Source organism: Chryseobacterium sp. L12 (assembly GCF_056133985.1).
Genome location: NZ_JBVYOF010000012.1, coordinates 190210 through 213273 on the forward strand (window position 1 = coordinate 190210; position 23064 = coordinate 213273).

18 protein-coding genes and 1 pseudogene are annotated in these 23064 nt (G+C 34.2%); 8 read left to right on the plus strand and 11 right to left on the minus strand.

What is annotated here, in order from left to right:
* Nucleotides 1-52: 52 nt before the first annotated feature.
* The 3 genes from AC0NBN_RS07625 to AC0NBN_RS07635 all read left to right on the plus strand — a co-directional run bounded on the left by AC0NBN_RS07625 (nucleotide 53) and on the right by AC0NBN_RS07635 (nucleotide 4233).
* Nucleotides 53-271 (plus strand): hypothetical protein, encoded by a 219-nt coding sequence (locus AC0NBN_RS07625; RefSeq protein ID WP_143884535.1) that lies wholly within the window; start codon nucleotides 53-55, stop codon nucleotides 269-271.
* A 38-nt stretch (nucleotides 272-309) separates the two neighbouring features.
* Nucleotides 310-2850 carry a YfhO family protein gene (locus AC0NBN_RS07630; protein ID WP_160812764.1) on the plus strand — a complete coding sequence of 847 codons (2541 nt, stop codon included), beginning with the start codon at nucleotides 310-312 and terminating at the stop codon, nucleotides 2848-2850.
* 75 nt (nucleotides 2851-2925) lie between these two features.
* Nucleotides 2926-4233 (plus strand): glycosyltransferase family protein, encoded by a 1308-nt coding sequence (locus AC0NBN_RS07635; protein WP_160812763.1) that lies wholly within the window; start codon nucleotides 2926-2928, stop codon nucleotides 4231-4233.
* Nucleotides 4234-4289: 56 nt separating this feature from the next.
* Here AC0NBN_RS07635 and AC0NBN_RS07640 read toward each other — a convergent pair whose 3' ends face one another.
* The gene (locus AC0NBN_RS07640) at nucleotides 4290-4925 is read right to left on the minus strand and encodes a hypothetical protein (protein ID WP_160812762.1); all 636 of its coding nucleotides are present in this window, start codon (nucleotides 4923-4925) and stop codon (nucleotides 4290-4292) included.
* Nucleotides 4926-5025: 100 nt separating this feature from the next.
* Here AC0NBN_RS07640 and AC0NBN_RS07645 point away from each other — a divergent pair, with 100 nt between their 5' ends.
* Complete coding sequence (locus tag AC0NBN_RS07645) at nucleotides 5026-5997, plus strand: YpdA family putative bacillithiol disulfide reductase (RefSeq protein WP_160812761.1); 972 nt, start codon at nucleotides 5026-5028, stop codon at nucleotides 5995-5997.
* Here the strand turns inward: AC0NBN_RS07645 and AC0NBN_RS07650 are convergent.
* Nucleotides 5994-8024, minus strand: coding sequence for a TonB-dependent receptor domain-containing protein (locus AC0NBN_RS07650; protein WP_160812760.1), 2031 nt, complete (start codon nucleotides 8022-8024; stop codon nucleotides 5994-5996). The genes AC0NBN_RS07645 and AC0NBN_RS07650 overlap by 4 nt on opposite strands.
* 254 nt (nucleotides 8025-8278) lie before the next feature.
* Between AC0NBN_RS07650 and rplS the strand changes: the two genes are divergently transcribed.
* Nucleotides 8279-8632, plus strand: a complete 354-nt coding sequence (gene rplS, locus AC0NBN_RS07655; RefSeq protein ID WP_089742977.1) for a 50S ribosomal protein L19 — start codon at nucleotides 8279-8281, stop codon at nucleotides 8630-8632.
* Nucleotides 8633-8726: 94 nt separating this feature from the next.
* Here the strand turns inward: rplS and AC0NBN_RS07660 are convergent, their stop codons facing one another.
* Nucleotides 8727-9926 (minus strand): dicarboxylate/amino acid:cation symporter, encoded by a 1200-nt coding sequence (locus AC0NBN_RS07660; RefSeq protein WP_160812759.1) that lies wholly within the window; start codon nucleotides 9924-9926, stop codon nucleotides 8727-8729.
* 145 nt (nucleotides 9927-10071) lie between these two features.
* Between AC0NBN_RS07660 and AC0NBN_RS07665 the strand changes: the two genes are divergently transcribed.
* Complete coding sequence (locus tag AC0NBN_RS07665; RefSeq protein WP_160812758.1) at nucleotides 10072-10599, plus strand: YcxB family protein; 528 nt, start codon at nucleotides 10072-10074, stop codon at nucleotides 10597-10599.
* On the opposite strand, the gene AC0NBN_RS07670 is transcribed toward AC0NBN_RS07665, so the two are convergent.
* The 8 genes from AC0NBN_RS07670 to priA form a co-directional block, all read right to left on the minus strand.
* Complete coding sequence (locus tag AC0NBN_RS07670) at nucleotides 10586-11755, minus strand: hypothetical protein (RefSeq protein WP_160812757.1); 1170 nt, start codon at nucleotides 11753-11755, stop codon at nucleotides 10586-10588. The two genes, AC0NBN_RS07665 and AC0NBN_RS07670, sit on opposite strands and share 14 nt — an antisense overlap.
* A gap of 20 nt (nucleotides 11756-11775) precedes the next feature.
* Nucleotides 11776-12537, minus strand: a complete 762-nt coding sequence (locus tag AC0NBN_RS07675; protein ID WP_160812756.1) for a TatD family hydrolase — start codon at nucleotides 12535-12537, stop codon at nucleotides 11776-11778.
* Nucleotides 12538-12539: 2 nt separating this feature from the next.
* Nucleotides 12540-13067, minus strand: coding sequence for a DUF4269 domain-containing protein (locus tag AC0NBN_RS07680; RefSeq protein ID WP_160812755.1), 528 nt, complete (start codon nucleotides 13065-13067; stop codon nucleotides 12540-12542).
* Nucleotides 13060-14019 carry a GSCFA domain-containing protein gene (locus AC0NBN_RS07685; protein ID WP_160812754.1) on the minus strand — a complete coding sequence of 320 codons (960 nt, stop codon included), beginning with the start codon at nucleotides 14017-14019 and terminating at the stop codon, nucleotides 13060-13062. The genes AC0NBN_RS07680 and AC0NBN_RS07685 overlap by 8 nt, the downstream gene beginning before the upstream one ends.
* Before the next feature lie 23 nt (nucleotides 14020-14042).
* Complete coding sequence (locus AC0NBN_RS07690) at nucleotides 14043-15014, minus strand: polyprenyl synthetase family protein (RefSeq protein ID WP_160812911.1); 972 nt, start codon at nucleotides 15012-15014, stop codon at nucleotides 14043-14045.
* 101 nt (nucleotides 15015-15115) lie between these two features.
* Nucleotides 15116-17032 carry a M1 family metallopeptidase gene (locus AC0NBN_RS07695; protein ID WP_160812753.1) on the minus strand — a complete coding sequence of 639 codons (1917 nt, stop codon included), beginning with the start codon at nucleotides 17030-17032 and terminating at the stop codon, nucleotides 15116-15118.
* Between the two features lie 78 nt (nucleotides 17033-17110).
* Nucleotides 17111-18577 (minus strand): D-alanyl-D-alanine carboxypeptidase/D-alanyl-D-alanine endopeptidase, encoded by a 1467-nt coding sequence (dacB, locus tag AC0NBN_RS07700; RefSeq protein ID WP_160812752.1) that lies wholly within the window; start codon nucleotides 18575-18577, stop codon nucleotides 17111-17113.
* A gap of 158 nt (nucleotides 18578-18735) precedes the next feature.
* Nucleotides 18736-21183, minus strand: a complete 2448-nt coding sequence (priA, locus tag AC0NBN_RS07705) for a replication restart helicase PriA (protein ID WP_160812751.1) — start codon at nucleotides 21181-21183, stop codon at nucleotides 18736-18738.
* 170 nt (nucleotides 21184-21353) lie between these two features.
* Here priA and lptB point away from each other — a divergent pair.
* Together lptB and AC0NBN_RS07715 are read left to right on the plus strand one after the other, a co-directional pair.
* Nucleotides 21354-22079, plus strand: a pseudogene (lptB, locus tag AC0NBN_RS07710) (LPS export ABC transporter ATP-binding protein); the annotation flags it as partial.
* A 574-nt stretch (nucleotides 22080-22653) separates the two neighbouring features.
* Nucleotides 22654-23052 carry a hypothetical protein gene (locus AC0NBN_RS07715; RefSeq protein ID WP_143884552.1) on the plus strand — a complete coding sequence of 133 codons (399 nt, stop codon included), beginning with the start codon at nucleotides 22654-22656 and terminating at the stop codon, nucleotides 23050-23052.
* Nucleotides 23053-23064 lie beyond the last annotated feature (12 nt).

The window sequence follows — 23064 nt, forward strand, 5'->3', positions numbered from 1 at the left end:
TAATACAAAAAGGCGATAACTTATGATCTGAAAAAACAATAAATATCTATCTATGAAATTTATTTTTGAGTTAATTCTCGCAACAATAATTATTTTCTTTGTCTGGAATATTTTAAAAAGAATGTTTTTTAAATCTTTTTACAAATACACAGGTTTCAGACCGCAAAATAATCAGCAGGAAGAAAAGAAAAGCTCAAAACCGAATATTGAACAGAAAGTGAAATGGGATGCAGAAACCGTTGACTATGAAGAGGTAAAAGAGAAAAAATAATTTAAAAAGATTGAAAATTAATCTACCTAATGACCAAAATGGCAAAAAATAAAAACTTAATCTACGTTGCAGCTTCACTGGTTGTATTCTTATTATTGGGATTTTTATATTCTACTCCTGTATTTACGGGAAAACAGCTTTTTCAGCATGATATTGTACAATATCGCGGAGGTGCTAAAGAACTTATCGACTACAGAAATAACTTCGATAAAGAAACTTATTGGAGCAACTCAATGTTTGGAGGCATGCCCACTTACCAGATGGGGAGCCGGTTTGAGGGAGATATTATCAAAAAAATCGACAGCTATCTCAACATTTTGCCAAGACCGGTTAATTATCTATTTCTTTTGTTTTCAGGTTTTTTTCTTCTGGGAATGGTTGCTGTACGAAACTGGAAATATGCCCTTTTGGGAGCCACATTTTTCGGTCTTTCCACTTATTTTTACATTATTATTGCAGCCGGACATAATGGGAAAGTAAATACCATAGAATATTTTGCTCCGCTTTTGGCTGGAATTTTACTCGTTTATATCAGAAAAAAATACATTCTGGGATTCATTGTCACTACCCTTTTCTTCGGATTGCAGGTGGCGGCAAACCATCCGCAAATGACGTATTACCTTTTTCTAGGATTAGGATTTCTATTTATTTCCGAATTGGTAAGAGCCATTCAGAAGAAAGTTCCGATGAAACATTTTCTGATTTCGTCAGGAATTGTTGCGGCATCATTGGCAATCGGAGTCGGGATGAATTCTCAGAGAATTATGGCAAACTCCGAATACATCAAAGAAACAGTAAGAGGAAAACAGATTCTCAATACCGAAACCAACACAGCAGGAAATACCGGAATGGATAAAGAAAGTATTCTGATGTGGAGCTACGGAAAACTGGAGACGCTGAATCTTTTTATCCCAAGACTGATGGGAGGCGGAAGCCAGGAACCGGAAGGAAAAGAAATGATGGAAAATGTACAGCAGCTTGTACAGGAAAACGTAAGTTCTCAGGCAGAATATGAAAGAATTGCCAAAGGTTTCGGAAGCCTTACTTATTGGGGAGATCAGCCGGGAACTTCAGGTCCTGCTTATCAGGGAGCCGTTGTCTGCTTTCTGGCTCTTTTAGGATTCTTTTTTGCTCCGAAAAAATACCGCTACTGGATTTTAGGTGCTACTATTTTAACGATTTTATTAGCATGGGGAAGCAACTTTATGTTCCTTTCTGATTTCTTTATTGAATATGTTCCGTTTTACAGCAAATTCAGGGCGCCTTCTTCTATTCTGGTTGTTGTGGAATTATTATTCCCTTTAATTGCAATTGTAGGATTATACAGATTTTTCAAGAGTGAAAATCTTGATGAAAATTATAAAAAGAAAATACTTACCTATGTTGGAGGAAGCACTTTGGCTCTAACACTTATATTGATCCTTTTTGGAAAATCACTTTTAGGATTTGCTACCGATAACGAAAAAACCTACTTACCTCCTTTCTTATTAGATTATTTGGTTGATACAAGATTTGGAATGTTCCGAACTGATGCCATCAAAGCCTTATTATATGTAGGAATTACTGCAGCGGTTCTATTCTTTGCTTTAAAAGAAAAATTAAATCAGAATATTGCACTTATCATTATCGGAGCAGTAAGTTTGTTTGATCTTTGGACGGTGAACAAACGTTATCTGAATGATGATAATTACGTTGACAAAATTTTTGCTGAAAACCCTTTTCAGACTGAAGGTTCAGAGTATCTTGCTGAAAAAGTGGGGGATAACGCCAATCTGCAGTCGATCTTAGCAAGCATTCCAACCAACAAAGCGCTGGAAACTATTGCCGAAAAAGATAAAAAACATTACAGAATTTACAATCAGGTTTTAGGGGTAACCAGCGAAACCAATACTTCATATTTTAAATCTTCAGTAGGCGGTTATCATGCAGTGAGACTGAGAAGGTTTGATGATGTAATGAACAGATATATTTCTAATGTTGACAGCATCAAAACACCAAAAATCCTCAATCTTCTCAACACAAAATACATGATTTTTGGTGATCCTTCACAACCACAGGTCGTTCCTAATCCAAATGCCAACGGAAATGCATGGTTTGTAAGTGATCTGAAATTTGCAGGTACACCAGATGAAGAAATAAAATTAATCGGAGAGATTGACACTAAAAAAACGGCAATAATCAATGCTGATGATAAAGCCTATTTTAATGGTAAAAATGTACAGCAAGACTCTACTGCTTCGATCAATCTCACAAAATACGAACCGAACGAATTAGAATTCAAATCGCAGTCTAAAACCGGGCAATTGGCTGTTTTCTCAGAGGTATATTATCCTCATGGCTGGAAAGTTTTTATAGATGAAAAGGAAGTTTCTTACATTAAATCAGATTATTTTTTACGTGCGGTGTACGTTCCTGCCGGAACTCACAATATCAAAATGATTTTTGAGCCGGAAGTTATCGAAAAAGGAAAATGGATTTCTCTGATTTGTTTCGCACTATTTATCGGTTTAAGTGCTTTCGGAATTTTCTGGTTGAATAAAAATAAGAAAAAAGAGACACAATTTAAAGAAGAAGTTTAAATTCTGTACTGCCATTCTTCATTCAGTTTCATTTCATTCAGAATGACAAAAGACGCAGGATTTATATTAAAATTCATGGAAGATAAAAAAATTCTTATCATTACTTATTATTGGCCTCCTGCGGGAGGACCCGGCGTTCAGCGATGGCTCAAGTTTGCAAAATACCTTCCTGATTTTGGCTGGAAACCTATTATTTACACCCCGGAAAATCCAAGCTATCCTTTATTGGATGAAAGTCTGGTGAAAGATATTCCTAAAGATTTAGAAATTGTAAAAACAAAAATATGGGAGCCTTATCAGCTTGCAGAAAAACTGAATAAAAGCAATAAAAAATTCAAAGCCGGACAATTTGATGTAGGAGCAAATCAAAGCTGGAAATCTAAACTTTCAATCTGGGTGAGAGGAAATTTTTTTATTCCTGATGCAAGAGTTTTCTGGGTAAAACCTTCTACGGAATTTCTTGAAAAATATCTGAAAGAGAATCAGATAGACACAGTTGTTACTTCAGGACCACCCCACTCTATGCATCTGATTGGTTTAAATCTAAAAAAGAAATTTCCTGAATTAAAATGGGTTGCTGATTTTCGTGATCCATGGACTGAAATTTCTTACTACAAACATTTAAAACTGACCAACAGATCTGATAAAAAGCATCGTTTTCTGGAAAGTGAAGTTTTTAAAAATGCAGATATTACTTTGGCAACAAGTTATACTGATGCAGAAAACTTTCGGAAAAACGGAGCCAATGCGGTCTGCATTACCAACGGATTTGATGAAGCAGATTCAAAACCTGAAACTCTGAACCTTCCAGAAACTCATGCTAAATTCACCATCAGCTATATCGGTGTTTTGGAACAATTGAGAAATCCTGAAAATCTTTGGAAAGCATTAGAAAATTTAGTACAAAAAAATTCAGATTTTGCTGAAAATTTCAGCTTAAAATTTGTTGGAAGAATTGATGACAAGATTTTAAATACGATTGAAAACTCCACACTGAAAAATCATATTCTGAACCTGGGCTACGTTTCACATGATAAAGCAGTGGTAGAAATGACAAAATCATCACTTCTCCTCATTACTAATTTTCCGGGTGAAACTTCTAAAGGAATAATTCCGGGTAAAATTTTTGAATATTTAGCGACAGGAAAACAGATTATTTCTTTTGGACCAAAAGAAGCAGATGTTTCCAAAATTTTAAATGAAACAAAAGCGGGAAGACATTTCAGTTATCATGATTCTGAAGAAATTGAAGATTTTATTTTAAACCGATTTGAATTGTGGAAAGACGGAGATCTTTCACAAAGCACTCAAAATATTGAACAGTTTTCAAGAAGAAATTTAACGAAACAGTTAGTAGAAATATTAGATAAAAACCTGCATTAAATTCCGTGCAACAATAAATTATATAATTTGACACCTTTAATACTGAATGACAATTTTTATATCGTCCATTCATCATTAATCACAGCAACCAGATAATACTTGCCTTCAATTTCCTCGAAAACAAAACGCAGTGAGTTCCAATCCATACCGCTGTATTTTTCCGAACCTGCAACGTAATTCTCTGTGAAATCGGCATCAGGATAAATTTCTTTAAGATTATTCAGAGAATTTCCGCTTCCCTGAAATGTATTGAGTGAGTATTTTGCTTTTGTAAAGTCTTTTTTAAAGACCCATTTTTTAAAATAATGATCAATTGCCGCTCGATAAATTTCTCCCGTTCCATCACGGCTTCCCCAGGTAAATATAGTTTTTGAAGGAAAGTATTTCTGAAAATCTGCTTTGGAAAAATGCTTGTCTTCATTTCTGTTCACAAAAGCGTACATAGAAAATCTTACTCCTTTTTCCGGATGAATAAAATCTGAAAAGGTTCCATAATTACCCAGCTTGATTGCCTGAAGCAAATCATTATTCATCTTCTTTAATATCACTTCTTTAGAAAATGATTTCTGATTAGTTTCTGTTTTTTCTTCAGCCTTTTTGACTGTATCAGAAAAAACCGGAGGATTTTCGCTTACTTTTTTTTCACATGAAATAAAAAAAATCATCATAAATATGACAAAAAAATGTTTCATAACTAAAAAATTTATCCGATAAAATCAAAACTAATGCCGAGTTGCTCTAAAGATTTTGCAGATTGACCACCGGGAATTTTTGATTTTGTAAATTTGTGTAATGGAAATTGTAGACATTCTCATCATCGGAGCCGGACCCATCGGGCTGAATTGTGCTTTGGAAGCTGAAAAGAAAAATCTCACCTATGTAATTATAGAAAAAGGAACAATCGTAAACTCATTATACAATTATCCTCTTTATATGAAGTTTTTTTCTACTGCCGATAAGCTCGAAATAGCAGAAATTCCTTTTATTTCAGCAGCTCCAAAACCCGGAAGACAGGAAGCACTGGAATATTATCAGGGAATTGCAAGACAGAAAGATCTCAACATCAGGCTTTACGAAAAAGTGGTACAAGTCTCAAAAAAAGAAGAAACTTTTCATATAGAGACTTCAAAATCTAAGTATTTTGCCAAAAACGTGATTATTGCGACCGGATTTTATGATATTCCGAATTTAATGAATATTCCGGGAGAACAACTTCCGAAGGTAAAACATTACTACACTGAGCCTTATCCTTATGCGAGACAAAAAGTTGCAGTTGTAGGATCAAGCAATTCTTCTGTAGATGCTGCTTTGGAAACTTATAGAAAAGGTGCAGACGTAACCATGATCATTCGCAACTCGACAATTTCTGACAATGTAAAATATTGGGTAAGACCAGACATTGAAAACAGAATTGCAGAAGGATCTATTAAGGCTTTCTTTAATGCTGAATTAATTGAAATTAAAGAAAATTCTGTTATTTTTAAAGATGAAACCGGAGCTATTAACGAAATTGAAAATGACTTCGTTCTCGCCATGACAGGGTATCTTCCCGATTTTGATTTTCTGAAAAACTCAGGAATTGAGCTGAATGGCGAATGTCTAAACCCTACATACAATTCTGAAACGATGGAAACCAATATCGCTGATCTGTATTTAGCAGGCGTTGTCTGTGGTGGAAAAGACACCCATTTGTGGTTTATAGAAAACTCCAGAATTCATGCAGAAATGATCGTAAACAATATTCTTACAAAACAGTCCTTTTAAAAATCAACTTTCGCTCCCAAAACAAAATTTCTTTTGGCTGCAGGATTGTAATAACGGTTTCCAAAAGCATTAATATCAAAACCTAAAACAAAATCTTCATTATATAAATTTTGAATCTGAAGATATAAGTTAACTTTAGTTTTCTCAAAATTCAACGGAAATCTGCACTGGATATTTGCAATCAAATTAGATTCTGACCAGACAGAGTTGGCATCATTTAAAGGTATTTTTGAAGTATAAAAATGAGAATAATCAATATTCAGTTTTTTAAAAAAAGTAAAATTAAGCAAACTGTTGATAGCAGTTGCGGGAACTCCGGTCAAATCATTTCCTGAAAAATCATTTTCATTGTCCTGATAATTTTTAAACTTAAAATCATAAAAGCTTCCTGAAAATCTAAATTTAAAATGGCTGAAAAAATCATTTTTAAGACTGAAATTCTTAGATTCCAATAAAAATTCAACACCTTTCTGCACCGTCTCGCCCGAATTAACGAAGTATTCCTGTCCGGATTCATTTTGCCTTCTCACAATGGCATCATTCAGCCTGAAATCAAAATAACTTCCTTCTGCAAACAGAAAATTTCCTAATTGTTTTCTGATCCCGATTTCTTTATTCCAACCAAATTCAGGACTCAGATTTTGATTGAACTCCTGATTAGAAGACCTTATTTCTTCATTCGTTGGTGCAGAATTACCCTTCCCTATTTTACCGCGAACTGAAAATCCTTTTGTAAATGCGTAGGTTACTCCAAAATTTGGGAGCCATTGATTTCTAAATTTTACATTGCCCGATTCAGCTTCCGGAAATGATCTTTGCCATTGATAAGAATTGGAATTGAGGCTTAAAGAAATGTCGGTAAACAATTTATCCTGCACATTCAGCCTTTGAGAGATAAAATAAAATCCGGAAGCATTTTTAATCTGATCAAAATTTTGTGGATTCCCTTCAATTCCTTTGTTATTGTCGTAATTTTTAACAAATATATCGTTTATTCCGCCTTCAAAACCCAATCGGTAGCTTAAAGAAAGTGCATCCCAGTTTTTCTCATAATTAAAATGTGTCCGTAATGCCAGATTTTTTTCAAATCGGTTTTCAAAATTGGTAATAAACGGATTTTCAAAATCTACATACGAACCCTGAACGAGGATGAAATGCGAAAAGTTCTGATTAAAATTAAATTCATTTGAAAGTCCAGCCAAAATCATTTTGTTTCTGATTCCTGCATTTTGTTCTTGTACACCGGGAAGAACTGCCGTTTTAGGTCTTGCCTGCTTTCTGTTGGCTTCCATCTGCTGCAAAGTTAATCCGCCCGGAGTCTGATAATTAAGATCTGAGAACATAACCATTGCTTTTAAAATACCTTTTTCAGAATATTGAAAATTATCTTTTATAAAAATCTGCTTTCTTCTGACTGAAGACTGATCTCTGTAAGAATCTGTCTGATAATAATTTTGAAAAATTTCAAAAAAGTGTTTCCCTGCATGTCTGGAAAAAACAGCACTTTGGTTAAATGTTCCATAGCTTCCAATCGCAGAATTTACGGAAAGACTTTCCGATTTTTTAGTATTTAGAATTATTGTTCCGCCTGTCACGGCTCCGTAATCACCACTTTCCGGACCTTTAAATATCTCCATTCCCTCAATCAGCTCAGGCGAAATAATATTGAAATAAGTATTCCCGGAAGCATCTGATAAGATAAAATCGTCAAGATAAACTTTTACATTCCTTACTCCGAAAGGAGATCGTAAAGTACTTCCCCGAAGAGAAATACGGTAACTTCCCGGCGAACGCTCTTCCATTCTTGCACCGGGAATCTGATTGACAGACTCCAGCAAACGTTCTGGTGTATTCTGATTGAGAAGATTTTTAGTGATTACTGAAACAGATTTTGTTGAATTGACTAGTTTACCCGGCTTCTTATAAGCATCTATCGTAACTTCAGAAATTACCGCAGCAGAATCTGTCTCCTGACAAAATAAAAACGGGCTGCAAAATGCAGTCAGGAGCAAGTAAAGTTTTTTCATGAAAATAGTCTTAGCAAAAAGTATTCTCTTATGTGAAAAAGACAAAATTTATTCAACATATTATTGATTGGAAGGAACACAAACCTTTAAAAATTGTTTTTATTTTTGCTATAGTCATTTCTACAAAAAATAATAAAAATATTGTATAAGGTATTGGTTAACAGAAAAATTTGTTTTATTTTTGCAGTCTGTTATTCAACCTCTGACGAAGAACGTGTAAGTTGCTTAGCTTTAACATTTTATTTTAATTAATAATGGATTTATTAAAGTACGTACAAGACAAGTACATCGCTAAAAAAGAATTCCCTGAATTCAAAGCAGGAGACACAATTACTGTGTATTACGAAATTAAAGAAGGACAAAAAACAAGAACTCAGTTCTTTAAAGGAACAGTTATCCAATTGAGAGGTACTGGTTCTACAAAAACTTTCACCATCAGAAAAATGTCTGGTGATGTAGGTGTAGAAAGAGTTTTCCCTATCAACATGCCAGCTTTGCAAAAAATTGAAGTTGACAGAAGAGGTAAAGTTAGAAGATCAAGAATCTACTACTTCAGAGACCTTAGAGGTAAAAAAGCGAGAATTAAAGACGTTCCTTACAAGAAATAATTCAGACAACAACACATACGAAGAGAGGCTTTCTACATTAGAAAGCCTCTTTTTTATAAATGATTTTTTCACATTTTCATAAAATAAATCATATTTAAACTTTTACAAATCTGCTTACAAAAAGAGAAGCCACCAATTGTCCGACTGCATTGAGAACAGTTGCGAGAGGATCTACCAATGTTCCTATTATCATCACAGCAGGAATTGCTTCCTGTGGTAACTGATAAACCGAAATCATCAACATTTCCCCAATGTATCCTCCATTTGGAATACCACCTGCAACAACACTCACAAAAACAGTGATTCCCAAAGCCAAAAGCAAATTCACAGGGTCAAAAAAGTCTCTGCCAATAATCAAAAAAGCAATATAAATTTTAATAATAGAAGACATTGACGACCCATTTTTATGCAATGTTGTTCCGATAGGAATGACAATATTGGAAATCTGATCCGGAATTTTCATATAAGAAGCTGACTGCAAATTCGCAGGCATTGTTGCAAAACTGCTGCATGTGCTCAAAGCAGTGAGAGAAGGGTAAGCTGCATGAGCCCAAAAGCTTTTAAATCCGTTCTGACCTTTTGCCATGAATGCATACAAAGAAAAAAAGACGAAAAAATAAACAATTCCTGCAATATAATACAATCCCAGAGGTTTAGCATAAAATCCGAAAAGCTGTGGTCCCAAAGTGGCAACCTGATATGCAAAATATGCTCCCAAGCCAACGGGCGCTACTTTCATGATTAACAACAACAACTCTTTCATTACTTCATATCCTGAAGCAATAAATGCTCTGAAATGATGTCCTTTTTCACCTGCCTTTCGTGCTGAAAAACCTGTCATAAAAGCGAAGATCAACAAAGCCAGCATATTTTGCCGTGAAAAAAGCTGAGTAAATTCTCCTACAGTAAAAAATCCGACAATCCTATTTCCCCAAGTGTCATTACTTACAGCCTCCTCTACAATTTCATGGCTTCCTGAAACTCCCGAAACAGGAAAAAGATATACAACGCAAATTGTAAATACTGCTGCCGTTAAAATAAAAAACAGGAAAGTAAAGGACATTGTAAGCATTATTTTCCCGAATTTTGACTGCTGCTCAAGAGAAGCAATAGAATTGGAAACTGCAAAAAATACCAGCGGAACAACGCTTACAAAAAGCAGATTCAGAAAAATATCACCTAAAGGCTTTATATAATCAACAATATCCGGCATCAACATCCCAATGATGCTTCCCACCGTAATTCCTAAGAGTAAAAGTAAAATTCCGGAATAGTTTTTAAGGATCTGGCTCATAACCGAATTTTAATCAAAGATAGAGTAATTTAAATATATCATAGTACAAAATATGTAACCCGAAAACAAATATTCATTGTTACCAACTATTGTTTATGGCTCAAAATAGATTTTTTCTTTTAGCTTTGCATCAGAATTAATCATCATGAGTGAAGAAAGACTAATTGTTTTACGACCTAAAAGAGAAGATTTTGAGAAAATCTATTTCGGAGGCAATCAGGGGAGTTTGTTTTTTTCTCCTACAACTAGAGGAAAAACAATTACAACAATTGTTGTGGCAGCAATCTTACTGATTGTTTTTGTTTTCCGTAACGATTTCACCAAAGAAAAAGCAGGAATATTATATTTTGTGAGTTTTCTTTTCCTTCTTTGTGCCGTTTTTCTTTCTGTAAGCATCAATAAAGTTTCCCGATGGAGAAAACAGGTAAATGCATATCTTTTAAAAATTGAAAATTGTAAAACGTATGAAATAAGATTTGATGAAAATTTTTTCACCGTAAACATCAACGGTGAGAAAGAAACCAGTGAATGGAAAGACTTTCAATATTTCGACAGCAATCAGGAGTGTATTTTGGTTGAAGGGAAATACAGCTATATGTTCCCGAAAAAATCTATGACCGACAAAGATTACCAACTGCTAAAAAGAACTCTGAAAGAATCTATTCAGTCCTGATATTTTTATTTGATCTAAATTTATCTTCCTGTAACAGAAAACAATAATTTACAATAGAAAATGGTAATGCTGCTGCAAGATAGGTAACATTTAAAAACTCAACTGCTGTATTTCTCAGAATTTGCTCTATAATATGTGATGCCATAACAGCAAATATAATGATTGAAGACCACAAAAAAACATGCCTTATTTCTTTAAGCACAAATGATAAAAAAACTGTAATAAAAAGAAAGAATAATACTACAGCGGAATTCAGCTGTCCCTGCATTGCTAGAGGATTGTAAGCCAATACTTCATCAATACTTTCTGCCGGAAGAATTACGGTAGACATCAGAAAAGCAACTGTCAAAAAGAAAGTAGCAGAAAATTTGATTTTTTCATTCCAAGTGGAAACAAAAAACGGGCGGCATAAAAATAAAACTAACGGCAAAATCACAACACTTCTGGTTAAACATAACACCCCTACAATTAATCCCAAAATAATTGGTTTTTGAAAATAATTCGTTCTATAGTTCTGATGCCAATATAAAATAAAAAACGAAGTGATTATAAATAAGGAAATAAAATCGCTTTTGCAAACGGCTTCATAAATGTACGATAAAGAAAGAAAAAGCAAAAAAATTCCCATCATACGTATTTTACCTGAATGGAATTCCCTTTTTACAATCCAGCCAAATAAAATCATCGCAGCAGCCTGCATATAGCCAACATTTCCCAAAAGATAAAACAAAAGCATCAGTAAGAGTTGGCCAGGAAGGTAAGACGGTATATTTCCCATGAAATTTTTGGTTGCATAGATATATTTCCCATGAAGCCAATAATCAAGCGAATATTCTACAGTCTGCCATCTGTCTATTTTTAAAGAATAAGGATCTGTAATCAGGTGGGAAAGTAAAAGATAAAAAATACCACTAAAAACAATTAAAAGATTGATAGTCTTAGTATTAATCTTCAGTGATTTATTAAAATAACGGTCACTATAAAACAAGATTATATGCAAAGCCACAAAAACAGCTGTTAATAAAAATGGATGAATGAAATTTTGACGGATACCATATTTTACCAGAAACAAGAAATTGATGATAAAATAAATTGTAAAGACAATGATTTTCATCACTTTCTTATTATCCGAAAACTGTAAAATTCTTGTTTTCATTTACTTATAAAAAACAAATATTACTGAAAAATTCTTTTGGCATTCTCGGTTGTAATCATGCTGATTTCATAAAAATCTTTGTTGTAGATATTTACCAGTTTTCCCACAATCAGATCAAGATATGAACTTTCGTTTCTCTTACCTCTGTGCGGAACCGGAGCCAGATAAGGTGAATCGGTTTCCAAAACAATTTTTTCTAAAGGAATCTCATGTAAAAACTGATCAATCTTCCCATTTTTAAAAGTAACAACTCCACCAATTCCCAATAAAAAATTTAAATCTAGTGCATGTTTTGCTTGATCTGCATTTCCAGAGAAACAATGGAAAATTCCTCTAAGTTTAGGATGCTTTTTTCTTTCTAAAACTTCAAATGTCTCATCAAAACTTTCTCTGGTATGAATGACAATCGGCAAGTCTTTTTCAATTGCCCAGTCAATCTGCTGTTCAAAAGCTTTTATCTGAATGTCTAAAGTACTTTTATCCCAATATAAATCAATTCCAATTTCTCCAATAGCAGGAAAGTTTCTCTGATCCAGATAATTTTTTACAATTTCAAGTTCTTTTTCCCACGATTCCGGTTTTACATAACAAGGATGTAATCCCATCATTGAAAAAACGTTTTCAGGATATTCGCTTTCAAGCTGAAGCATTTTATCATGTGATTCGGAATCAATTGCCGGAAGATAAAACGCTGTAACTCCCTTTTCTAAAGCTCTCTGAATTGTTTCTTTTCTGTCATTATCAAATTCTTCAGAGTATAAATGTGTATGTGTATCAATCATTTTTATAATTTTAACAGGTCTTCGTAAGGATGTTCCAAATTCAGTAACATTCCGAAAGCGGGTTCCGTTTTTACTCCCTGTTTTTTTAATTCTATTATTTTCTGCTTAAAATTCTCACCTTTCTCCTGCAATATTTTATATTCTGCGATCATGTGGCGGTAAGCATTCTGTTCTTTTACAGGTTTGTTTTGTCCGAAAATTTCTATAGGAAATTCATCAAGTGTAAAATTTACTGTAATGCACTTTTCACCATATAAAATCGGATAATCAATCTTAACATCATTTTCGTTCAGAATTATTTTATTCAAAGAAAGATCCTCTAAAAAATTTTCTTCAAATTCTACATCAACTTCACAAATAATATCCAGATCACTTCCATCAACATCAATTTCTATTGGGATTGTTCCTGCTAAAATGGGCGAATAAGATTTCAATTTCCTGAAAATATGATATTTAGTTAAAACTTCATAAGCTCTTTTTTGCTTTTCGTTTCCGGTTATCAGATAATCAATATTCGTGAAATCAATCATTTGGAAATACTTTGTGCTTTACTTTTTTTCTTTGAGCTTCAATTCTAAGATGTAATTTTTCTCTGAATTCTATATATTTCGGATCTTTTTCGTCATCACTCTGATGTTCAAGAGCTTTTACAATCTTAAAATTTTCTTTGATAAAATCTTTTGTTTCTGTTGAAAAATAAGCCGAGCCAAATTTATCAAATATATAATTGACTGCCTGAGAATTAGGATGGATCATATCATCCTTATAAAATCTGTAATCCCGCAAATCATCCATCAAAATCTCATAAACAGGGAGATAATGGCAATCGTCAAACTCATTAGCCACTTCATGGACTGCCGCAATCAATTTCGATTTGCTCAATTGGTTTTCAATCATTCCGTCTTTGGTATGACGCACGGGGGAAACGGTAAACAAAATCTGAAGCTGATCTTTACAGATATCTTTCAGATTAATAATTGTATCATAAATAGAATCAGATATTTCCTGTTGGGTCAAAAGTCTTTTATTGAAAAATTTTGAAGGGATTTTATGACAATTGGCAACCAGTTTTTCTTTAGGCTCAAATTCGTAAATATAAGAAGTTCCGTAAGTAATAATTACCCATTCTGCCTGCTGCAGAAAAAGATTTCCCTGTTCTATTCCTGAATTTATCTTTTGTAAAGTCTGATGAATATATCTTGTATCAAAACTGGTGTGATGATCCAGAGAAATATATTTTTCATCATAAACGATCAGCTCATCCTCCCTGTAAAACTCCGAATCATGAAGTCTTTTAACGGCATTATTAATAGAAAACGGATTGAAAATCGTTCCAAAAGGATTATTCATACTTTGAAGCTGACCTTTCGCCAATAAATCTGACATTTCAGAAGCAAAACAAGATCCTATTGAAAATATTCTATCCTCAACTTCTATTTTTCTTTCAGATTCGTAAATATCAACTTCTGTACGGAATTTCATTCATTAAACTTGAGAATTATAAATTAACTCTCCCTTCTCAAAAGATAATTTGCAAGTTCTATAAATGGCTTTTTCTTTTCTTCGGGAACATCAATTTTAGAAAGATAGCTTTGTCCTATCTCATTATGTTTTTCAATCAGGCGCAACGCTTTCTCATCAACTTTTGTTCTTCTGAAAATCTTTTCCACCCCATAAACCTTATCAATATTATCCGTTTTCTTAGAATACCAGTAATCCAGCTCTTTACGTTCTTCATCCGTTCCGTGCTCTCTTGCCAGCAGATACAGTACAGTTTTTTTATTTTCGTAAATATCGCCTGCGTGTTTTTTACCAAACTGAGCCTGATCTCCGAATACATCCAGATAATCGTCCATAATCTGAAATGCAATTCCGATGTGCTTTCCGAAGTTGAAAATCGCTTTGGCATCTTTGAACTGAGCTTTGGCAATCATAGCACCAATTTCAAAGGATGATGCACTCAGTACTCCTGTTTTGTATGTAATCATTCGGATATAATCATCAAAAGTTACATTTTCCTGAGTTTCAAAATTGATATCGTATTGCTGTCCTTCGCACAAAAGCAATCCGGTATGGGTAAAAATCCGGATACAGGCTTTGAAAATTTCGGGCTCAAGATCTTCAAAAAACTTGTATGCTTTCAGCATCAACCCATCTCCTGAAAGAATCCCGGTATTGATACCGTGAAGAGTATGAATGGTTGGTTTGTTTCTTCTGAGTGGAGCTTCATCCATAATATCATCATGAATGAGCGTAAAATTATGGAAAAACTCTATCGCCAGCGCTGGCTTTATCGCCATTTTCTGATCACCATTGAATAAATCACAAGCCATTAAAACCATAATCGGACGAAGTCTCTTGCCGCCGTGAGAAATGATGTAGTTCATCGGTTCATACAATTCAGTCGGCTTATCCTTAAAGGTATATTTATTAATAGCGTCAGCAACAATCTGCTGGTATCGGTCTAAAAATTCCATAAAATCTAATAGTTTCAACAAAAATACAATTTTCTGAGGGGTTATAAAACAAAAAACTTTGCCTGTACAGACAAAGTTTAGTTATTTAAATTAAGATATTTTTACTCTTTAATGAATTTCAGATGAACATCTGATAATGATATAAAATAAATTCCTTTTTCCAATGAAGATACATCTACCTTATTTAGAGTTTTCCCTTTCATAATCAATCTTCCGTCTGCTGTATAAATTGCAAATTCTGTTTCTTTTTTAAGACCTGAAACAAATAACTCATTTTTAGCAGGATTAGGATATATATTGAAATTATTACTAATTAATTCGGAAGTATTAAGGCTGCTGTCCTGCGTTACAGTAGAATTTCTATCAAGAATCTGGTATTCATAATTAAACTGAACACTTGCTACCGGAAAACTGATAGTTTCTGTAAAATATTGATTGTTTGAAGTGTTATTTAAAGCAAAATAAGCAATCTGTCCGCCTGTTCCTGTCACCTTTATCGGTAAAGGCATTTCGAAAAAACCTACTGAAGAATGACTTTGAGTTTGTGAAGCCTTAAACGTCAGCTGATTTCCCACCTGTTTCCAACGTATATCATAAGTAGGATACCCCTGACCGTAAACCCAATCATTAAAAAATTCTGTAAAATTCTTACCTGTGGATTGGAGTAAAGAGGCGTTAAGATCTGCTGTTCTTGCATAGCTGTACGCCAGATTGGGTCTTGCATGATAATCTTTTATTGCCTGATAAAAAACAGTATCTCCCAAAATCCATTTCATCATCCTTACAATGTACCCTCCTTTAGAATAAGAAAGCCTGCTGCTGAAAATCGCATTAATATTTGCCAGATTTGCATCAGCAACATAAACACTTCCTCCCGCAGAGCTTGTGATATAATTTTTTTCGCTGAGCAGATAATTCAGAAATTGTGCATTGGTCATTAAAAGCTTTTCATTCGCCAGATGTTCTCCAAATGTTGCAAAACCTTCATTGAGCCAGATATCGTTCCATGCACCACAGGTAACCTTGTCACCAAACCACTGATGCGCCAGTTCATGAGCAATCAGCGATCTGCTCCAGCCTCCCATGGAAGACATCGTCTGATGCTCCATTCCGCCTCCTGCCTGAAATTCCATATGACCATACTTCTCATTTCTGAAAGGATAAGTTCCGAAATAAGTTTCAAAAGTATTCATCAGTGTTTTCGTCCACTCAATATTATTCATGCTTGTAGTGTTGGAAAAAGTAGACGGAAAAACATAATTTACGAACGGAAACGGAGGATTGCCAATGGTGTCATTCATCTTAATAAAATTAGTGATTGACAAGGCGATTAAATAAGCAGTTGTGGGATACTGAGTTCGCCAGAATGTAAGCTTCTGTCCGTTTCCTAAAATAGATTCCGAAACAAGTCTTCCATTAGCCGCAACACTATATTGTGGAGGAGTAGTCACCTTTATGTCAAATTTTTCAATCTTGTCGTTAAGACTTTGTTTTGTGGGAAACCAATCCTGCGCACCGTAAGGTTGATTGAGTGTTGACAGAACCGAATTACCACCCTGAGTTCCGTTAAAAAATGCATTATTGGACGAGAACGGACTGCCGGAATAATGAATCGTAAGAGAATCCAACACATTAGCAGGAAGAGATGATGTAAAATCTATTTTTAATTCTCTGGTTGAAAGCTGTTGAAAATTCAGATTCTGACCATGAAAAACCACCTGAGAAACCGGCATATTATTGTTGAGGTCAAAATAAATATTGCTGATTGGCTGACTGGGTTTAAAATGAGAAGTTACCGTTCCGGAAATCTGCAGCACTGCAGGATCAATAGAAACATCCATTCTTTGATACTGAAGATCGTAGTTTAGAGTATTGTTGTTGATGTTTCCTGCCCCCATCTTTGCAGTGTAAGCTGCCATTTCTTTCTCTACAAGCCCTTTTTTTTCAATATTCATATTTTGAGCTTTTAGCAAACCTGCTGTGAACAGGCTTAAAAGCAAAAGATATATATTTTTCATTTATAAATTATTAAGGCTTAAAGATAAAAAAAACCTTTCAATCAAAGATTAAAAGGTTTCTATGTAAAGTTGATATTTTTATAGATCTAATGCAGGTTTCAAAATTGCTTCCATTTTGCTTTTTACCTGACTCACCGAACCGGCGTAATTATTAACCATTAACGAAAAACAAAGTGTCTTTCCTGAATTGGTTTTTAAATACCCTGCTAAAGTTTTTACTTTATTTAAAGTTCCTGTTTTTGCAAAAACCTGTCCGTTGCCTTCTGTCAAAAACATACTTTTCAATGTTCCTGACTGACCTCCGATCGGTAATGAATTAAAATAAGTTTTGTAAAACTTACTTCCCATAAGAGAAGAAAGATATTTTACCTGCGAAATCGGGGTCACCTTGTTACTTCTTGAAAGACCGCTTCCATCCATATAATTCAAACCTTCCAGATCGAAAGCAATATCTTTAAGATGATTGTTTACAACAATTCTGCCTGTTTCAGAAGTCTGGTCTCCCATTTTCTGGAAACCTACTGTCTTCAGTAAAGCTTCTGCTAAGGAATTGTCACTTCTCTGATTGGTATAATACACAATATCGGCTAAAGTCGGAGATTGATAAACACTTATTTTTTTTCTGCTTTCCGGCGCAGCATCAGTCATTTTCGGACTTACTTTTCCTGTAACTCCAACACCGCTTTTTACAAGATTGGCCTTGAAAGAATTGGCAAGATAAGCCGGTGCATCAGGAAGTTTGGTAGTTAAAGTTCCGTCACCGTCATATTTCTCTGCATACACCATCTGATCGGCATAAGGTGAAACATAGAAAAACTTTTTATCTGCAGCAGTCGTTAAAGATTTCTTTACAATCAGCTTTTCGTTTGCAGGATTTATTTCTTTGGTAGTCCCTACAGGAAGATAATAATTATTGTTTTCCAACCACACAACATTTTCCGGAAGTCTTGATAAGTTACCTTTGAAAAGCGCTGTCTGAATGACAATATCACCATTTACCTTTTTGATTCCCTCATTTTTTATACCTGAAACGAAATCTGCTACAATATCTTTATAAGACCATGCTCCCGCTTTGTTGGTTCCCAAAGAAGGATCTCCGCTTCCTACAATATAAAGATTACCGTTCAGTACTCCGTTCTCATCAATTTCTCCGGAATACTCAAGCTGAGTCATCCAGCGATAATTCTCACCCAACAAACTCAAAGCCGTCTCTGTCGTTAAAAGTTTTGTTGTTGAAGCCGGAACCAAAGGAGTAGTTTCATTATAAGAAGAAATTACTTTTTTAGTTACAGGATCATAAACTACAAATCCCCACGTTGCATTTTTCAGCACCGGATCTGCCATCATTGTATTGACATTGATATCAACAATATCCTTGGGCGATAAAACAGCTTTTTCTAAAGCATCTACAGGAGAAGGCAGATTTAAACTTCTTGAGTTGTCATTATTATGAGAGTAAAGAACTGTAGAAACAGTGGTTTGAGCCCACAAAAAACCGGCTGCCAACACCGTTACACCTGAAATATATTTTCTGAAATTTACCATCTAATTTTCTTTTTGATATAATTTGGATTCTATAAAAAATGATTGGTTAAATGATTAATTACAATCCAAGCATATAATCAACGGTCAAATGTAGAGATTATTGCTGTACGTTGAGCCAGAGCGGAATGATAAAACGCTATAAAATTTGTTAAAATTTGTTAAAAATCCACTAAAATCTCTTTTTTAATACTTTGATATGCAGTAATTTCATCAAATTCGATTAAACTTAACAAAACCAGCTTTTTATAAGCTTCATAATTTTTGCCACGCGGTAACTTGAGTAAAATCTGAAACTGATAAAGATTATTAAGACGTGCAATCTGCGATCTTTCTGGTCCTAAAACACATTCTTCCGGAAGGTATTTTCTTAGAACAGATCCCAAAAACTGAGAAGCTCTGTTCACTTTTTCATCACGTCTGTGTTTTAGCTCAATCATAATTAACTTCGTAAACGGAGGATAATTAAATTTCTGACGTTCTGTAAGAAAATATTTGTAAATTTTAGGAATACTATTCATTTTAATCAGCTGAAAAACAGAATGATCAGGATTAAAAGTCTGAATTAAAACCCTTCCTGCTCCTGAAACTCTTCCTGCTCTTCCCGAAACCTGGGTGATCAGTTGATAGGCTCTTTCTTCTGCTCTGAAATCCTGTACATACAGCATAGAATCTGCTTTAGGAATAGCTACCAATTCGATATGATCAAAATCAAGACCTTTAGAAATCATTTGAGTTCCCACAACAATATCCGTTTCTCTTTCTTCAATTTTTTCGTACAGTTTTTCGTAGGCAAACTTTTTCCGCATAGAATCTACATCCATCCTGTCAACTTCACTATCCGGAAAGATTTTAGAAACCTCCTCATGAATCTGCTCTACTCCCACCCCTCTTTCGTTGAGGTTTTCAGAATAACATTTAGGACATACTTTTGGCTTTGCAGCCCTTTGTCCGCAGTAGTGGCATTTCATTTCGTTGGCAGACTTGTGATACGTCATCACCACGTCACAATTTGAGCAGTAATTTACATATCCGCAAGATTCGCATTCTAAAACACTTGCATACCCACGCCGGTTATGAAGAATGATAGTCTGATTTTTATCTTCAAGCGTTTTCCTGATCTCATCAATCAGTTTCAGAGAAAAATTACCGGAAACCTTTTTAGAATCCTGTGCTTCTTTGAAGTTGATGAGCTCAAATTCGGGCATTTTTACACTTCCGAATCTTTCGCCCAGAAAAACATACTGCATTTTTCCTTTTCTGGCGGAATAATAGCTTTCAACAGAGGGTGTTGCCGAACCCAAAATTACTTTAGCATCATAAAATTTAGCCAAAACCAATGCTGCATCTTTTGCATTAAAATAAGGAGAAACTTCACGGGGTTTGTATCCGGAATCATGTTCTTCATCCACAATAATCAATCCCAAATTCTGAAATGGCAGAAATAAGGAACTTCTTGTAGCAATTAAAACTTTTATATCATCATTTTTGATTCTTCGCCAGATTTCTACTTTTTCAAAATCGGTGAGTTTCTGATGGTAAAAACCCAACTGTCTTCCGTATTTTTTTTCTAAACGTTGCGTAATTTGCTTGGTAAGGGAAATTTCCGGTAAAAGAAAAAGCACATTTTTGTCCTGAGAAATGCAATCTTCAATTTTTTCCAGATAAATATGAGTTTTCCCTGAGGAAGTTACCCCATGAAGCAATACATTTTTATCTTCAGAAAAAGCATCATCAATTTCAACAACCGCTGTTTTCTGGATTTCTGTAAGCTCTTCTACGTCTTCAATTTCTCCGTCGTAGCTTTCAATCCTGTCTTTCTGCAGATAATATTCTTCAACAAGATTTTTATCTGCTAAAGATTTAAAGTGTGAACTGACGAAATACCCGTCTTCAAATAATTCTGATTTTCTGATTAGCAGATCAGGATGCTCAGTTTGTTTTTCAAGAATATGAAGGAAAAGATCTTTCTGTTTTTTAGCCTTATTTAGCTGTAAAAGAATTTCGGTAAGATTTCTGGTTTTCAGAACCTCATCATTTATTTTCACATAAGCAACTTCTTTTGCTTTATACTTTTCAGCCACTTTTTCATCAATTTCGATATATTGTAAATCAATAAGTGAATTGATGGTTTTAATAATATCCTTTTTGGGAATAAAAGCCTCAATATCAGACAAATTAATGAGTTGTCTCACTTCCAGCGCCTGAATAAGATACATTTCATTGACATCCAGATTTTCAAATTCGATCGTTGCATTGGGCTTTAATTTAAGATAGGTTTCGCTTTCCAGTTTTAAGGAAGACGGAAAAGCAAATCTGTAAATTTCTCCCAGATTACACAAATAATAATCAGAAAGCCATTTCCAGAATCTGATCTGTTGTGGCGTTAAAATTGGCTGCTCATCTAAAATGCTGATGACTTCTTTCGGCACAAAACTTTCCGGAGCCGAATCATGAAGCTCAAACACAATTCCGGTGTAGATTTTTTTTCCGCCGAAGGAAATCAAAACTCTCATTCCCGGCTGAATAGCTGGTACTAAATTATCGGGAACTTTATAAGTGAAAGTTCCTTTAAGATTGAGCGGTAAAATAATCTGAGCGTACTGCAAGGGAATATTTAAGGTGTAAAATTAGATTTTTCTTTTTAAAAATAAAAGGACAAGTATATTTTTCATCCGTTGAAAGACATTGATTTTAAAATCTGTTCATTTAATTTTCAGACAGTAATTAACAATACTGAAAATATATTCATAATTCAAAAAACTTTATCTTTGCGACTATGATTTTACGAGGAGAAAACTTAATCAAGGAATACGGCCCTAAAAAAGTTGTAAAAGGTGTTTCTGTACAGGTTCAGCAGGGAGAAATTGTAGGCTTGCTTGGCCCGAACGGAGCCGGAAAAACTACGTCTTTCTATATGATTGTAGGATTGGTAAAGCCTACTTCCGGAAAAATTTTCCTCGATAAACAGGAAATCACAAATGATGCCATGTACCGCCGTGCTCAGAAAGGAATCGGTTACCTTGCGCAGGAAGCTTCGGTTTTCAGAAAACTTTCCGTTGAAGATAATATTCTTGGGGTTTTACAGCTTACCAAGCTTTCAAAACGAGAACAGCAGATCAAATGTGATGAGCTGATTGAGGAATTTTCTTTGCAGCACGTTCGTAAAAACAGAGGAGATCTTCTTTCCGGAGGAGAAAGACGGCGAACTGAAATTGCAAGATGTTTGGCAACAGATCCCAGTTTTATCCTTCTGGATGAGCCATTTGCAGGAGTTGACCCGATTGCTGTAGAAGATATTCAGAAAATCGTAAGAAGCTTAACTGACAAAAATATCGGAATTCTAATCACCGACCACAATGTACAGCAGACACTGGCGATTACCAACAAAACCTATATCATGTTTGAAGGTAAAATTCTGAAAGAAGGTCTTCCTGAAGATCTTGCCAATGATCCGCAGGTGAGAGAAGCGTATCTGGGAGAAAATTTCGTTTACCAGAGTATTTTCGATAAACCTAAGAAGAAAACGTATGTTTATAATATATGGGCAGGAAATTTTGATTCAAAATCACAACTTCAAAGCTTTGTGGATGAAAACTTCAGTCAGTTTAATGATTTGAGGCTAATGTATGGTTTTGAAGACATTAGTTTTGCCTCTCTTGCCAATTCTGAGATTGAACACATCTTCAGCGAAATCGTTGATAAAACCGCCAATAATTCTTTTGTTTTTCAGAAGAAAGAAATTAATTTCCAGTATTCTCCGGAGCAGGCTGAAGCAGAATCAAAAGCGGCAGGTAAAGAAGAATTGCATTATCTTACCAGCTACAGTTTTGAGGGCTAATTATTCATTTTACACATATTTTAATGAATTATATATATAAAAAATTAAAATCCCTTATTATATCATTAAAATAAAAATAATTGTTATTAAATTAATAAACATATTTTTAATAATCTTCTGCAAATAATGACAATATTGGCTTATTTTTTGTTATTTAAAAAATCTATCGGAACCAAACATGTTATTAAATAATTTGTATAATTGGTTTAATTTTAATCTTTAACACAACTTATCTACAATGATGAATTCAAAAAAAGTATCTTTATTTATTACTGTTTCCACTATTATTTTTTCAGCACTTACTTCTTGTTCTAGTCGTTTAGTAGGAACTTGGAATGTAGCAAAGTATGAAACGATAACACCAGGCAAACAAAATATTTTACTGAATAATATTGGAACAATTACTTTTAATGGAAATAACTCTGGTGAGAAAAATCTTAATTTTCAGATTATGGGTATTGAAAGAAAAGATCAGCTAAAATTTGATTGGACTGCTACTGAAAAATATGTGACTATAAAAAATGGTGGTGAAGAATTTTCAAAAATCTGGATTATCTTAGAAAATAAAAAGAATTTTCAGAAATGGAGATCAACAGACGGAACCAATCAAATTCAGGTTATAGAACTCAACAAATAGTAATAAAACTTA

Bases quoted from the DNA above. Each gene is read 5' to 3' on its own strand.
- AC0NBN_RS07625 (WP_143884535.1), top strand. From the start codon at position 53: ATGAAATTTATTTTTGAGTTAATTCTCGCAACAATAATTATTTTCTTT.
- AC0NBN_RS07630 (WP_160812764.1), top strand. From the start codon at position 310: ATGGCAAAAAATAAAAACTTAATCTACGTTGCAGCTTCACTGGTTGTA.
- AC0NBN_RS07635 (WP_160812763.1), top strand. From the start codon at position 2,926: ATGGAAGATAAAAAAATTCTTATCATTACTTATTATTGGCCTCCTGCG.
- AC0NBN_RS07640 (WP_160812762.1), bottom strand. From the start codon at position 4,925: ATGAAACATTTTTTTGTCATATTTATGATGATTTTTTTTATTTCATGT.
- AC0NBN_RS07645 (WP_160812761.1), top strand. From the start codon at position 5,026: ATGGAAATTGTAGACATTCTCATCATCGGAGCCGGACCCATCGGGCTG.
- AC0NBN_RS07650 (WP_160812760.1), bottom strand. From the start codon at position 8,024: ATGAAAAAACTTTACTTGCTCCTGACTGCATTTTGCAGCCCGTTTTTA.
- rplS (WP_089742977.1), top strand. From the start codon at position 8,279: ATGGATTTATTAAAGTACGTACAAGACAAGTACATCGCTAAAAAAGAA.
- AC0NBN_RS07660 (WP_160812759.1), bottom strand. From the start codon at position 9,926: ATGAGCCAGATCCTTAAAAACTATTCCGGAATTTTACTTTTACTCTTA.
- AC0NBN_RS07665 (WP_160812758.1), top strand. From the start codon at position 10,072: ATGAGTGAAGAAAGACTAATTGTTTTACGACCTAAAAGAGAAGATTTT.
- AC0NBN_RS07670 (WP_160812757.1), bottom strand. From the start codon at position 11,755: ATGAAAACAAGAATTTTACAGTTTTCGGATAATAAGAAAGTGATGAAA.
- AC0NBN_RS07675 (WP_160812756.1), bottom strand. From the start codon at position 12,537: ATGATTGATACACATACACATTTATACTCTGAAGAATTTGATAATGAC.
- AC0NBN_RS07680 (WP_160812755.1), bottom strand. From the start codon at position 13,067: ATGATTGATTTCACGAATATTGATTATCTGATAACCGGAAACGAAAAG.
- AC0NBN_RS07685 (WP_160812754.1), bottom strand. From the start codon at position 14,019: ATGAAATTCCGTACAGAAGTTGATATTTACGAATCTGAAAGAAAAATA.
- AC0NBN_RS07690 (WP_160812911.1), bottom strand. From the start codon at position 15,014: ATGGAATTTTTAGACCGATACCAGCAGATTGTTGCTGACGCTATTAAT.
- AC0NBN_RS07695 (WP_160812753.1), bottom strand. From the start codon at position 17,032: ATGAAAAATATATATCTTTTGCTTTTAAGCCTGTTCACAGCAGGTTTG.
- dacB (WP_160812752.1), bottom strand. From the start codon at position 18,577: ATGGTAAATTTCAGAAAATATATTTCAGGTGTAACGGTGTTGGCAGCC.
- AC0NBN_RS07715 (WP_143884552.1), top strand. From the start codon at position 22,654: ATGATGAATTCAAAAAAAGTATCTTTATTTATTACTGTTTCCACTATT.